Source organism: Alcanivorax sp. P2S70, from assembly GCF_000475295.1.
Classification (GTDB): domain Bacteria; phylum Pseudomonadota; class Gammaproteobacteria; order Pseudomonadales; family Alcanivoracaceae; genus Alcanivorax; species Alcanivorax profundi.
On sequence record NZ_AXBZ01000013.1, the window covers coordinates 71,875 to 85,035 of the forward strand.

General features: G+C 58.2%; 10 protein-coding genes. 4 read left to right on the plus strand and 6 right to left on the minus strand.

All coding sequences use genetic code 11. The annotated features are described in order from the left end of the window. Window positions 1-50 precede the first annotated feature (50 nt). Complete coding sequence (locus Q672_RS23235) at window positions 51-956, minus strand: recombination-associated protein RdgC (protein WP_022984846.1); 906 nt, start codon at window positions 954-956, stop codon at window positions 51-53. A gap of 190 nt (window positions 957-1,146) precedes the next feature. On the opposite strand from Q672_RS23235, the gene Q672_RS23240 reads away from it, so the two are divergent. After that, on the plus strand, window positions 1,147-2,046 hold the full coding sequence (locus tag Q672_RS23240) for a haloalkane dehalogenase (RefSeq protein WP_022984847.1): 900 nt from the start codon (window positions 1,147-1,149) through the stop codon (window positions 2,044-2,046). Between the two features lie 16 nt (window positions 2,047-2,062). On the opposite strand, the gene Q672_RS23245 is transcribed toward Q672_RS23240, so the two are convergent. The 3 genes from Q672_RS23245 to Q672_RS23255 all read right to left on the minus strand — a co-directional run bounded on the left by Q672_RS23245 (window position 2,063) and on the right by Q672_RS23255 (window position 5,769). Further along, window positions 2,063-3,259 carry a GGDEF domain-containing protein gene (locus Q672_RS23245; protein ID WP_022984848.1) on the minus strand — a complete coding sequence of 399 codons (1,197 nt, stop codon included), beginning with the start codon at window positions 3,257-3,259 and terminating at the stop codon, window positions 2,063-2,065. Window positions 3,260-3,397: 138 nt separating this feature from the next. Further along, window positions 3,398-4,399, minus strand: coding sequence for a cytochrome d ubiquinol oxidase subunit II (locus Q672_RS23250; protein WP_233192235.1), 1,002 nt, complete (start codon window positions 4,397-4,399; stop codon window positions 3,398-3,400). After that, window positions 4,396-5,769 (minus strand): cytochrome ubiquinol oxidase subunit I, encoded by a 1,374-nt coding sequence (locus Q672_RS23255; protein ID WP_022984850.1) that lies wholly within the window; start codon window positions 5,767-5,769, stop codon window positions 4,396-4,398. Before Q672_RS23255 ends, Q672_RS23250 begins: the two co-directional genes overlap by 4 nt. 285 nt (window positions 5,770-6,054) lie before the next feature. Between Q672_RS23255 and Q672_RS23260 the strand changes: the two genes are divergently transcribed. Together Q672_RS23260 and Q672_RS23265 are read left to right on the plus strand one after the other, a co-directional pair. Beyond that, on the plus strand, window positions 6,055-7,068 hold the full coding sequence (locus tag Q672_RS23260; protein WP_022984851.1) for a putative solute-binding protein: 1,014 nt from the start codon (window positions 6,055-6,057) through the stop codon (window positions 7,066-7,068). Window positions 7,069-7,246: 178 nt separating this feature from the next. Beyond that, the gene (locus Q672_RS23265) at window positions 7,247-8,698 is read left to right on the plus strand and encodes a protein adenylyltransferase SelO (RefSeq protein ID WP_022984852.1); all 1,452 of its coding nucleotides are present in this window, start codon (window positions 7,247-7,249) and stop codon (window positions 8,696-8,698) included. A 308-nt stretch (window positions 8,699-9,006) separates the two neighbouring features. Here Q672_RS23265 and Q672_RS23270 read toward each other — a convergent pair whose 3' ends face one another. Next, window positions 9,007-11,094, minus strand: a complete 2,088-nt coding sequence (locus tag Q672_RS23270) for a TonB-dependent receptor domain-containing protein (RefSeq protein ID WP_031226211.1) — start codon at window positions 11,092-11,094, stop codon at window positions 9,007-9,009. Between the two features lie 161 nt (window positions 11,095-11,255). On the opposite strand from Q672_RS23270, the gene Q672_RS23275 reads away from it, so the two are divergent. After that, complete coding sequence (locus tag Q672_RS23275) at window positions 11,256-12,194, plus strand: AraC family transcriptional regulator (RefSeq protein ID WP_158245812.1); 939 nt, start codon at window positions 11,256-11,258, stop codon at window positions 12,192-12,194. 37 nt (window positions 12,195-12,231) lie between these two features. Here the strand turns inward: Q672_RS23275 and yghU are convergent, their stop codons facing one another. Then, window positions 12,232-13,113 (minus strand): glutathione-dependent disulfide-bond oxidoreductase, encoded by an 882-nt coding sequence (gene yghU / locus Q672_RS23280; protein ID WP_022984855.1) that lies wholly within the window; start codon window positions 13,111-13,113, stop codon window positions 12,232-12,234. Window positions 13,114-13,161 lie beyond the last annotated feature (48 nt).

Genomic DNA, 13,161 nt, shown 5'->3' on the forward strand with positions numbered 1-13,161 from the left:
GGATTCAGGGGCCAGCCCAGCCTGGCCCCTGCCACAGCCCCGGTTGTCCGTTACGCCGGGTTCACCTCGAAATAACCGAACAAACCGTCCAGTGCTTCGCGTAACACACTTCCCTGCAGGCTAATGCGGGCTTCCAGTTCTGCCACAGCATCATCCGCATCCAGGGTGTCGATGTTTTCCTGCAGGACATCCAACGCCTTGATGCGCTTGATTTCCAGTTTATCGTTCACATCCAGTTCCAGGCTGTCCTGCCAGGCCAGATTGACACGCGTAACGACCATCCCGGTTTCCAGATGGGCGAGGATTTCTTCCTGCCCCAGATCCACCGCGGTGAACTTCACCGTCGCCCCTTCATCCTTGGTGCCTTTCAACTCACAGCGGTCGCCCAGGGTAAAGCCTTCGGGCAGCAGCCTGGTATCGCGCAGCCAGTTGCTGTAGCTGGTGTAAGGGGCAGAATTGGGCGCCGGGTAAGCGACAGGCAGAGTACCGATGGCCTTGCGCAGGCACGCCACCACTTCTTCTGCACGGGTTGCAGACGAGGCATCCACCAGCACCCGCTTACGCTGGGTATCGATCAACAAATTGGTACGGCGGGAACGGGTAAAAGCACGCGGCATCAACTCAAAGGTAATCTGCTCTTTCAATTCGGCCTTTTCCTTTCGCCCAACCTTGCGCCCTTCTTCGTCCTGAATGTGCTCGACCTTTTCATCCAGCAACTCCTTGATCACCGGCCCGGGCAGCAGGCGCGTGGTCTGCTGGTAGGTGCAGTAGATAAACCCCTCCACCGCGTAGACCATCGGGTCCTGACCTTTCAGCGGCGGCACAAAGCCCTCGGTACTGAGCGTCTGCGAGCCGCAAGGCTGGCAGCGGTTATCCGCAAGAATCTGGTCCAGCTCGCCAACGGAGAAAGAAAAGGCGTCATCGCCCAGATACACAATCAGGTTCTTGATCCACATAGTTCCATATCCAAAAGCCGGGGCGAGATAAAGGCGCCCCTGGGTCACAGGGAGGGCTGGCCACAGTAGCGAAATGGCGGCCGGGGCTCAACCTCCCGCTGCGCCTTCGTCGTTTGACCTGTAACGACATGGCGAAACATCGTATCCATTGCTATTCAATACAGGAATTTTGTACCCACGAGGACACCCCATGGAGTACCTGCGCACCCCGGAAGACCGCTTTGAACGCCTGCTGGATTATCCCTTTGCCCCACACTATGTGGATGTGGGAGGGCTTCGAATGCACTACGTTGATGAAGGCCCAGCGGATGCTCCGCCGGTACTGATGCTGCACGGCGAGCCCACCTGGTCTTACCTGTATCGCCACATGATCCCCGTCTGTGCAGCCGCCGGTCATCGGGTGATCGCACCAGACCTGATCGGCTTCGGCAAATCTGACAAACCCACCCGCATCGATGACTACAGCTATCAGTCCCACATGGACTGGCTGCTATCGCTTCTGGATCGGTTAGCGCTCACCCGAATCACACTGGTCTGTCAGGACTGGGGCTCTTTGCTCGGGTTACGCCTGGCCGCGGAAAACCCTGATCGCTTTCGCGCAATCGTGGTCGGCAACGGCATGCTCCCTACCGGGGACCAGACCGTGCCAACCGCGTTTCAACTGTGGAAGAATTTCGCTATCTACTCACCGGTATTCCCGGTCTCGCGCATTATCGATGCCGCCAGCTTCCGTAAACTCGGCCCGGATGAGAAGCGCGCCTACGAGGCCCCCTTCCCGAATCGCAAATACAAGGCCGGCGCCCGTGCGTTTCCCAAGCTGGTCCCGGTTACCCCCAACGACCCGGCCACCCAGGCCAACCGCGCCGCCTGGGAATCACTGAAACAATGGCGCAAACCTTTCCTGACCACTTTCAGTAATGGTGATCCGATTACCCGTGGTGGAGACAAATATATGCAGGAGCAGATACCCGGCGCCAAAGGGCAGCCTCACCAGACACTCACTGGCGGGCACTTCCTGCAAGAAGACTCACCCGTAGCGTTTGCCCAGGCCGTCAATCAACTGATTGCCACTCAGCCCTCCCAGGACTGAAACGGCGGTGCTGCGATCAGGGGAACGCCGCAGCACCTTCCTCCTCCTGAGACCAGAACATCACCCGGTTCCGCCCTGCCCCCTTCGCCAGATACAGGGCTTCATCGGCGCGCGAAAGCAACTGGGTATCCGTCAGGGCGTGATTTGCGGGATGACCAGGCAACCAAAGAACGGCTCCAAAACTGGCCGTCACAGTCAGGAAGTCCCCACTTTCCAGGGGCACAGGGGATGACGCAATGGTCTCACGGCAACGCTCCAGCACGGTGGCGGCTCCGGCCGCCCCGGTCTCCGGCAATGCCAGAACAAACTCTTCACCGCCAATACGGCCAATCAAATCTGTTTCACGCAGGCAGGCTCGCAGAATCTCCGACACCTGAACCAGCACCTGGTCTCCAACCCCATGGCCATGGCTGTCATTGATACGTTTGAAGTGATCCAGATCCATGACACAGAGGGTCAGAGACTGTCCACTTCTGCGGCCTCTCGCCAGCTCGTGAGCCAGCTGAGCGAACAGCTCACGTCGATTGGAAAGGCCGGTAAGGGGATCGTGAAGCGCCTGGTCACGAATCTGCTTTTCCCGATGCACCCACCGACCCAGCAACAATGCCACAAGGGTGATCACCGACGTGATAAAAGGCACCATGAATGCCACAGTGCTGGCAATCCAGTAGTAAGATAAATGCTGTTTGGACACCGGGTCCCGGGCAAAATAAATGGCGTGTTCTACGTAACCACTTACTGACAGCCAGGCCAGCAGCAACACCACACACACCGTAAAGGCGAAGTTCCATGCGACGCGGGTGAACCCAAACAGGATAAAACCGACCAGTGGCGAGCCCATCAGCACCATTCCTGTCATCGGGCTGTAGAGGCCGAACACCCATCCCAGCAGCACAAAGCCCACACTGAAGAAAGACAGGAACACATTGGGGTAGATTCGTGAGTGCCGGTTCTCGTGCCGCAACCAACCGCCCCATGCCAGCAGCAGCGCCCAGCCCAGCAAATTAATCAGTACCACGCTGTTGAGCATCGCCGTCCCCTGCGACGATACATAGTTGCGACCGAATTCAGTGAGATGAACCGTAACCTGGTGCCAGACACAAATAAAAAACATGTACCCCCACAGCAGCACTGACAGCAGCAGGCACTTATCCCGGTCGGACCAGTCAAGCAGCTTCAGCAATCTGGAACGGGGGGCAGGCGGATCGGTCATTATTTTCATTCTTGGACGTGACCTGTTTCACACTCTTGCCGTCATTATGTCAGTGCCAAGACTTGCCGGCGGCCCTCCACCTCTGCGTTGGTCCTGCCAAGCCGGCCAGTGGTCGGAAAACAACCACAACGCGGATCATTATTCATAGCTCAGATCGCTGGCCTTGCCCCTGAACACCCGGTAGATGAACACGGTATAGCCCAGAATCATGGGTAGCGTAATGATCGCCCCCCAGAAGGTGAACAGCAGCGATTCCGTGGACGACGCGGACTCCCAGATGGAGAGCTGACCCAGCACGATATCGGGAAACAGGCTGTACGCCAGGCCGATGCCTGCCAACACGCAGATAACCACCAGTGAAAGAAACGCCAGCCAGCCATAGCCATGATGCAAAATCTGGCGACTGTTAAAGATCCAGATCAGTCCAGCCCAGGCAAGGCCCGTGGCAATGGGGATGGGCATCAAGCCAATCGCATTGGGCAGGGTGAACCACTTGTCCGCGATGGTCTGACTGACCAATGGGGTCGCGATGGAAATCAGCACCAGAAATCCTCCCATGGGCCAGACTGCCAACCGCCCCCAGTGAGCCGCCTTGCGAAACAGTTCTCCCTCCGTCTTGATCAACAACCATGCCGCCCCCAGCATGATGTAGAGTGCAGGTAATGCCACCGCAATCAGGGCGGCAAACAGGGTGCTGGTGGAATCGCCGGTCAGCCCCGTAACAAAGGCCCCCAGCATCCAGCCCTGGCAAACCGAAGCAACCAGCGAACCCAAGGCAAACAGGGCATTCCACTTGGCCTTGTGCCTGTCTCCTGCCTTGACCCGGAAGTCGAATGACACCCCCCGCAAAATCAGTCCCATCAACATGATGGTCACCGGCAGGTAGAGGGCCGTCAGCACTACACCGTGCGCCTGGGGAAAGGCAATCAGAAGAATCCCCACCCCCAACACGATCCAGGTCTCATTGGCATCCCAGAACGGGCCGATCGCCGCCACCATGACATCTTTTTCCCGGTCATCGGCAAAAGGCAGCAGCATGCCTATTCCCAGGTCATAACCGTCAAGGATGACGTAAATCAGTAGTGCCAGCCCCATGGCGCCAGCGAAGAAAAGCGGTAACCAGTATCCCAGATCCATCATGCCTCTCCTTGTGCACGTTCGGCATTCATGGCGCGCTGCTGTGGCATCAACGACAGGGAGCGTGCCGGTTTGGTCGCCATATAACGCAGCGCCGCAATGTAGGACACGAGTAAAAACAGGTACAGCAAGACATAACCAAACAGAGTACCCGCCACCGTCGCACTACTGTGATCCGCCACCACATCTGCCGTGCGTAACAGCCCGTCCACAACCCAGGGTTGGCGGCCGATTTCGGTCACATACCACCCGGCCAGCACTGCGATCCAACCGGAGAACGTCATCACTGACAGTATGCGCAGCAATACACCTTGCCCCTCACGGCTCTCTTTACCCCGAACCCACAATTGCCAGGCAGACCATAGCCCGACCAACACCATCAACACCCCGACACCCACCATCACCCGGAAAGCCCAGAACACCGGAGCGACCGGCGGATGCTCGCCTTCGAATTCGTTGAGCCCGCGAATCTCGCCATCCCACTCATGCGTCAGGATCAGGCTGGCAAGCCCCGGCACCTTGATTGCCATATGGGTGGTGCGAGCCTCCTCGTCCGGAAATCCGAACAGGGTCAGCGGTGCATGCCGTTCGGTTTCCCACACCCCTTCCATCGCCGCAATTTTGGCGGGCTGATGCTCAAGGGTATTGAGCCCGTGAAGGTCACCTATCCAGACCTGTAAGGGCGCCAACAACGCCGCCATCACCGCCCCGGTACGCATGACTTTCCAGGTGGCAGGACCATCCACACCGCGCCTGGCACGCCAGGCGCTGATCCCCATGATCAGGAACGCAGCAGTCAACAGCGAGGCATTGAACATATGCGCAAACCGATACGGAAATGACGGATTGAAAATTACCGCCCACCAGCTCTCCACATGGAAAATGCCATCTTCCAGTCGGTAACCTGCCGGGGTTTGCATCCAGGAATTCAGGCTGAGAATCCAGAATGCCGAGAAAGAGGTACCCACCGCCACCAGAGCAGTCGCCATCAAGTGCATACGATTGGAAACGCGATCCTTGCCGAACAGCATGATTCCCAGAAATGAGGCTTCCAGGAAAAAGGCAGTCAGCACTTCATAGCCGAGTAATGGCCCGGCAATATTGCCCGCCCTTTCCATGAAACCAGGCCAGTTAGTGCCAAACTGAAAGCTCATGGTTATCCCGGAAACCACGCCCAGCGCAAAGCTGAGCGCAAAGATTTTTACCCAGAAAAAGTAGGCGTACTCCCATGCCTTGTCTCCGGAAAAGGTATATCGCAACCGGAAATAGAAAAGCACCCAGCACAAACCTATCGTGATGGTGGGAAACAGGATGTGGAAGCTGATATTGGCTGCAAACTGCAGCCGGGCGAGCAGAAACGGATCGAATTCCACCGGAGCACCTCCCTCAAGAATGCCAGCGATAACGACAGCGCTGTCCCACCGTAGCACACCGACATGAACGGTAAATGAGACAAATTGCCCGCGGCAATCTGTGCCGCCGTGAACAGGGCGACAAGACCAAACGGTCGTTAACACTTTGTATACACCCGCAACAATTCATTGCTCTGCTCACAACAAGGATTGCACAGCAACAGGCCCGTGTAGCCAACAAAATGCACTGACTGGAAATGGGTGCCTGTCTTGGGTGCCCGCCATACCCTTCTCGGAGAGCACACCATGAAAACAACAACCGGATTGGCAGCCCTGGCCGCTGTCGCCCTGTTAAGCCTCAGCAGTAACGCCATGGCGTTAACCAAGCGCACCTTCTGCGTGTTCGACATCATTGGCGCCAATGGCGACACCTACAACATCATGCGCGACTACAAGACCGCCGCGGTGCAATGGGGTGTGGATGTAGAACTGAAACCCTACACCGATGAAAAGATCGCCTCGGAAGATTTAAAAGCCGGCCAGTGCGACGCCGCGGTTCTCACCGGCATCCGGGGTCGTCAATTCAACAGCTACACCGGCAGCATGGATTCCATCGGTGCCATTCCCAGCTACGACGCCATGAAAACCGTGATTGCCGTCATCGCCAGCGGCAACGCCAGCGTCAATCAGCACCTGGTATCCGGCCCCTACGAAGTGGGTGGCGTGGTCCCGTTGGGTGCCGCCTTCCTGTTTCTGAAAGACAAAACCATTGATACCGTCGAAGAACTGGCTGGCAAGTCCATTGCCGTTCTCGAGTACGACAGCGCCCAGGCCAGCATGGCCTCCCGCGTGGGCATGTCTCCGGTCATGTCCGACATCACCAACTTTTCTACCCGGTTTAACAACGGCTCTGTCGATATCTGCTTCGCCCCGGTGATGGGGTATTCCGCCCTGGAACTGTACAAGGGCATGGCGCCGGATGGTGGCATTCTTGATTATGTGCTCGGCCAGCTAAGTGCCCAGGTGATCCTGAAGAAAGACAAGTTCCCCGCGGGTTTCGGCGAACAGTCCCGCGCCTTCATGTTCAGCCAGTTCGACCGCGCCATGAAACTGATCGATAACGCCAGCGGCGAAATCGACGACAAATGGTGGATCCGCATTCCCAATGCCGACAAGCTGCGTTACGACGAAATGATGCGTGAAGCACGCATTGAGCTGACCCGGCAAGGCGTCTACAACAAGGACATGATGTCCCTGTTGCTGAAAGTCCGCTGCAAGCAGGAACCCTCCCGCGCCGAGTGCGTAAACCCGGTGGAATAACAAGCCCATTGCTGGCACGAGCCCGTCAACGGACAGCGCCAGCATATCTCCTCTGTGGGAGCGGTCGTTCGACCGCGATGTCTTCTCCGCCGCCAGGCGGAGAGGAACTCCCCCCTCTCTTCCCCCACCGCCACTCTGTTACCCTGTAGGCATCGGATTCATTACCCCCCGGATGCCCATGTCAGCCACGTTTGGATTTCGTTTCGATAACCGCTACGCACAACTGCCCGAGCCGCTGTTTTCGCTGTGCCCTCCGCAGCCGGTCAGCCAGCCGGAAATGGTGTTGTTCAATGCCGCTCTGGCGGAGCAAATGGGATTGGAGACAGACGCCCTGCGCACCCGTCCTGACCTGTTCAGCGGCAACACCCTGATTGCCGGTAGTGAGCCATTGGCCCAGGCCTATGCCGGTCATCAGTTCGGCAACCTGACCATGCTGGGGGATGGTCGCGCGATCCTGTTGGGAGAACACCTGGATGCCAGCGGTAACCGGATGGATGTTCAACTCAAGGGCGCTGGGCGCACCCCCTTTTCCCGTGGCGGGGACGGCAGGGCAGCGCTGGGGCCGATGCTGCGCGAATACCTGATCAGCGAATCCATGCATGCCCTCGGCGTGCCCACCTCCCGCAGTCTGGCAGTGGTGGGCAGTGGCGATCCGGTGTACCGGGAAGAGGCCTTGCCTGGCGCCATCCTGACTCGCATCGCCGCCTCCCATCTGCGCGTCGGCACCTTCCAGTACGCTGCCGCCCAGCAAGACGCGGCATTGATGGATACCCTGATTCAATACACTCTCGCCCGGCACTACCCGGATCAACAGAACAGCGACAACCCCGCCCTGGCGCTGCTGGATGCGGTGATTGAGCGTCAGGCCTCACTGATCGTCCAGTGGATGCGGGTGGGCTTTATCCACGGTGTAATGAACACCGACAACGTGACGCTGAGCGGCGAGACCATTGATTACGGCCCCTGCGCCTTTATGGATGCCTACGATCCAGACACCGTGTTCAGTTCCATTGACCATCAAGGTCGCTATGCCTACGGCAACCAACCCACCATTACCCAATGGAACCTGGGCCGTTTTGCCGAAACCCTGCTGACCCGTATCAACGACAACGTGGACACAGCCATCGAGATCGCCACGGATCGCATCAAGGGCTATAGCACCCTGTACGATCAGAAATGGCTGGCCATGATGCGCCGTAAACTGGGCCTGTTCGGCGAGGACGTCATGGATGCCACCTTGAGTCAGGATCTGCTCGACTGGATGCAGGCCAACCGGGCCGACTTTACCAATACCTTCCATGCCCTGATCGGCGGCGAGGTGCCCGACAGCGACCTGTGCCAGCAACCCGCATTTCTTGATTGGCACACACGCTGGCAGGCGAGACTGGCGCGCAACAGCAAACCGCGCGAGTCGTCCTGGTGTCTGATGCGCAACAGCAATCCTGCGGTCATTCCGCGCAATCATCTTGTCGAGCAAGCCCTGACTGCCGCGACAGAACAGCACGATTTGGCCCCCGCCAAGGCACTGCTGGCCGTGCTGGGCCAGCCCTATGGTGACGACGCACCCGAGCAGTACCGCCGCCCACCGGAACCACAAGAGCGCGTGTGCCAGACGTTCTGCGGCACCTGAACACCGCGGCGCAATCATCGTTGTTCACTGCAAGGTCATCGAACACACAAGGCCGAGGGAGTGAAGACGACTTAGTTCTGTGAGTTCAGTGCGCCCTGTGGTGAAAACGCTTTTGATCCAGGCCCGCAATCGCGCCGCCACCGAGCGCAGCGAAGGATCGCCCGCAGGGCAGCCCGAAGGGTGAGACCGACGCTCCTGCGGCAAGCCGGGAGGAGTCAATCGGGCTTTACCTCAAATCTGCAATGCACCAAAAAAAACGCCTCCACGAAAAGTCCGGGGAGGCGTTACAGTCTAACTTTGCGGGTCCGTCAGAACTGGTAGGCCACCGTCGCCTTGATGTTGCGACCCGGTTCGAAATCCTGCAGATAGAGGCTGCCAAATACCGGGTGGAAGGTTTCCCCGGTACGGGAGGATTGCGAGGCGTAGAATTCGTCAAACAGGTTGTCCACCCCTGCCGTGATGGTCAGCCCTTCCACCTGACGGGGCAGCCACATCACCGACACGTTATGCACGGTGTAGCCTTCCTTGGAGCGATCCACACCCGCGCCATCAAGATCCACGGCATTATGCAGGTCGTTCACGTTCACCATGTCCCAATGCAGATTCAGATCCAGCGGAGCAATAAAGTAATCCACTTCCACACTGATGCTGTCGCCCTGCTCGCGATCGATACGGGCACCATCCAGCGCCGCGTACTGATCAAACGCATCCAGATCGCTGTTGGCATTAGCATAGGTCAGCAGCACATTCAGGTTGCCTTGCTCAAACCCGACGTAACTCTCGTAACCCTCGATGTGCATGTCGCCCACGTTATCCTTGCCAGCGGCGGTGTTGTCATAGATGTAGTTATCGATGTTGGTACGGAACACGGTGACACCGGCGCTGAAGCGATCAACCCCCAAATCTCCGCTGGCAAAATCCGCCGCCAGCTCGTGGTTGTTGCCGCTCTCGGCCTTGATATCCGGGTTGGGAGTATCGAACAGGCCCGCACCGACAAACACCTCGCCAATTTCCGGCCCCTTGAACAATTGGGTGGTGCTGGCCCGCAGCTTGAGGGAATCCATCACCTGATAGTCCACCGCAAACGCCCCGGTCACATCATCGTAGGTGTCATCCACCACCACGGAGTCGATCTTGTATTGGTTGTAGCGCACCCCCGGGGTCACCACCACGCGCTCGCCCAGATGCACACGGTCTTCAACAAAGACGGCATTGGACTGGGCATCTTCAGATGACTCATCAACGGTGCCATTCACATACTGCGCCTGGTAGCGGGTGTCATAGCGAATCACCTCCGCACCGTACACCAGCTCCTGTTTGATTCCGGCATCCAGCCAGGTCCGCGCCAGCAGGTTCAGGCCGGTGTTCTCGGCCTGGCCATACACTTCCCCGGCGGTGGCCGCAATAAACGGCAGAGTGGATTGGGCAAGCCCGGTTTCATCCCGCTCCAGTTCGCTGTCGTTGTAGAACAACGTGGACTCAAGGGTGGTATTACCCAGCGTCGCGTCATAATTCAGCGTCCAGGTATCGCGGGTAAATTCGGTGGGATACGTCAGCGGAGCATTGATGCCATTGGCAATGGCGATATCTGTCGCCAACCCCATGTCTGGCCGGTAGCTGTAATCCCCTTCGTCCTTGTAGCTTTCAAAGCCCAGGGTCAACCGCTGACGGGACGTAAGATCCCAGCCCAGCTTCACCAGCGCATTGTTGAGCTCGCCTTCCAGGCCTTTCACTTCGCCATCGGTACCCGGCATTTCATTGCCGTTGGCATCTTCGATAACGCCGCCACCGACCTCGAAATTATCCCGGTCCAGATAGTTGTAGTACGCCAGATAATCCGCGCTGTCACCCAGTGTTCCAAAGCCGGTCAGAGAGGCGCTTTCGTAGGCATTGGTGGAATAGGTGCCCTTGCCCAGCACACCAAAACTGTCCCCCGGCATCAGCAGGTCACGAGCTGACTTGGTGCGAAACTTCACCACGCCCCCCAGCCCACCGTTGATCACGGAATTATTACCCACCTGGATATCCACCGATTCGAGAATGTCGGCGTTGATCTGCAGGTTACCCATGTGGTGGTACATGTAGGTGTTCTGGTTGGCGCCATCGATACTGATGCGCAGGTCCTTGTCATCCATGCTGCGGATGGTGATGCGCTGGTTGAGTGAATGCGCACCGCCCACATCCACCCCGGGCACGGTGCGTAGCAGGTCACTGATGTGGTCTGCCTGACGGGTCGTCATGGCCTGTTCATCCATGTGCACCGAGCTGGCCGTCACCTCAGTGGCCCACACCGAGACCTTTTCCAGCTCATTGGCCTCGCTTGCGGCCTCCTCAGCCATGGCGGGCACAGCCACCATCACGGAGCTACCCAGCAGCCCCCACATCACCTTTCGCATAAAAACCCCGATACTTATGTCAATTTGGACAGCAACAAGCCACAGCAATCACTGCAAATGAGAGTTGTTATTATTTATGATAGTGGTTCAGGAATGCTGTCGCGGCGCTAACTGCTTTGCGAAAACGGCAAACCGTTATGCAAACTCATCAGGGCCCAGCCATGACCGGAATCAGCCAGGAACAGCTTGTCTCACTATCACGCCAGGCAGGGGTTGAACAACGGCACGTTGATGAGACGGCAGCAGGAGATGGGCAGGTACTGGAGGGGGACTTCGTTCTCAAGCGCCATCATTCCGGCATTCTGGTGCATGCCTCCGATGCTGTGGAACGTCAGGATACCCAGGTCAGTTTCGAACTCCCTGCGGGGCTCTCTGCAACCCTGTTGCTGGAGGGAGAGCTGGCATTCCGGGTCGACCAGACCCGCTACCACCTTGACGCCAATACCCTGAGTGGCTTTGCCCTGGTCTGCGACCAGCCCCGGCAACTGCATCGCGAACTTCGTCAGGGGCGCCGCCTGCGCAAGGTCAATGTGTCGGTGCCCAAGGCCTGGCTCTACCGGTACTGCAGTGATGACGAACACGCCCGCCGCTGCATCGATCAGCTGTTCGCCACCCACGAGAGCTCCTGCTTCAGCGAATGGCCGGTCTCCTCAGACCTGAGCGCGCTCGCGGAGCAAATCTTCCGCCCTTCGCCTTACACCTCGTTTATGCAGAATCTGCATGTGGAAAGCCGCGCCCTGGAAATTCTGGATGCGGCGCTGGCTCGGCTGCTAAAAGAGTCGCAGGCACCTTCAGCCCCACGCAAGGTGGAACGGGCAAGAGAGTATATTGAGGCAAAACTACAGACCCTCGACAGCCTGGAGGAGGTCGCCAGCCATGTGGGCATGAGCGTCAGTTCATTGCAGCGATTGTTCCGCCAGCATTTTCAAATGACGCCTGCTGCCTATATTCGTCAGCGACGTTTGGAGAGAGCCCAGGATCTGTTGCGCCGACAGCAGCTCTCCATTGGCGAGGCGGCCTACCTGGCAGGTTATCGCCACCCCTCCAATTTCATCACCGCCTACAAACGAGCGTTCGGCACCACCCCCGGTGAGCTCTGAAAACGCCGGGGCACTAGCACGCCGAGCATGCAAGGCGTTATTCAGAGGCCCCCTGGCCTTGCAACTTGTCTACGGTCTTCAACTCGAAATCGCTGGCATCATGCCGTTCCAGCAACTGGCTTGATGGCTCGCCCCAGGCACGATTGACCATACGCCCGCGTTTCACCGCCGGGCGTTCTGCGATCTGGTGGCTCCAGCGCAGTACGTTGGTGTAGGTGTGGGCTTCGATAAATTCCGCCGCCTCGTACACCTTGTTGGTGACCAGCGCACCATACCAGGGCCACACCGCCATATCGGCAATGGTGTATTCACTCCCGGCCAGGTAGGCATTGTCGGCGAGGCGCCGGTCCAGCACATCCAGCTGGCGTTTGATTTCCATGGTGTAACGGTCAATGGGGTACTGGTACTTCTCCGGCGCATAGGCATAGAAATGGCCAAAGCCGCCACCCAGCATCGGGGCACTTCCCATCTGCCAGAACAGCCAGTTGAGGGTTTCGGTACGGACCGCAGGATCCGATGGCAGAAACTCGCCAAAGCGCTCCGCCAAGTACAACAGAATACTGCCGGACTCGAACACCCGGCGTGGCGGGGTCACGCTGTGATCCATCAGCGCCGGGATCTTGGAGTTGGGGTTCACGTCCACAAAACCGCTGCCGAACTGATCACCATTCTGGATATTGATCAACCAGGCATCGTATTCCGCCTCGCGATGGCCTTTCTCCAGCAGCTCCTCCAGCATCACCGTCACTTTCACCCCGTTGGGGGTCGCCAGCGAATACAGTTGCAGGGGATGCTTGCCCACCGGCAGGTCCTTGTCGTGGGTGGAACCGGCAATGGGGCGATTGATACTGGCGAAGGCGCCACCGTTTTCCTTGTCCCATTTCCAGACCCGTGGCGGGGTATAGGTATCGTCAGACATGTTGGCTCCGCATAAACGTTAATGGCTTCACTATGGGCAGGCGCCCGT

Bases quoted from the DNA above. Each gene is read 5' to 3' on its own strand.
- Q672_RS23235 (WP_022984846.1), bottom strand. From the start codon at position 956: ATGTGGATCAAGAACCTGATTGTGTATCTGGGCGATGACGCCTTTTCT.
- Q672_RS23240 (WP_022984847.1), top strand. From the start codon at position 1,147: ATGGAGTACCTGCGCACCCCGGAAGACCGCTTTGAACGCCTGCTGGAT.
- Q672_RS23245 (WP_022984848.1), bottom strand. From the start codon at position 3,259: ATGACCGATCCGCCTGCCCCCCGTTCCAGATTGCTGAAGCTGCTTGAC.
- Q672_RS23250 (WP_233192235.1), bottom strand. From the start codon at position 4,399: ATGATGGATCTGGGATACTGGTTACCGCTTTTCTTCGCTGGCGCCATG.
- Q672_RS23260 (WP_022984851.1), top strand. From the start codon at position 6,055: ATGAAAACAACAACCGGATTGGCAGCCCTGGCCGCTGTCGCCCTGTTA.
- Q672_RS23265 (WP_022984852.1), top strand. From the start codon at position 7,247: ATGTCAGCCACGTTTGGATTTCGTTTCGATAACCGCTACGCACAACTG.
- Q672_RS23270 (WP_031226211.1), bottom strand. From the start codon at position 11,094: ATGCGAAAGGTGATGTGGGGGCTGCTGGGTAGCTCCGTGATGGTGGCT.
- Q672_RS23275 (WP_158245812.1), top strand. From the start codon at position 11,256: ATGACCGGAATCAGCCAGGAACAGCTTGTCTCACTATCACGCCAGGCA.
- yghU (WP_022984855.1), bottom strand. From the start codon at position 13,113: ATGTCTGACGATACCTATACCCCGCCACGGGTCTGGAAATGGGACAAG.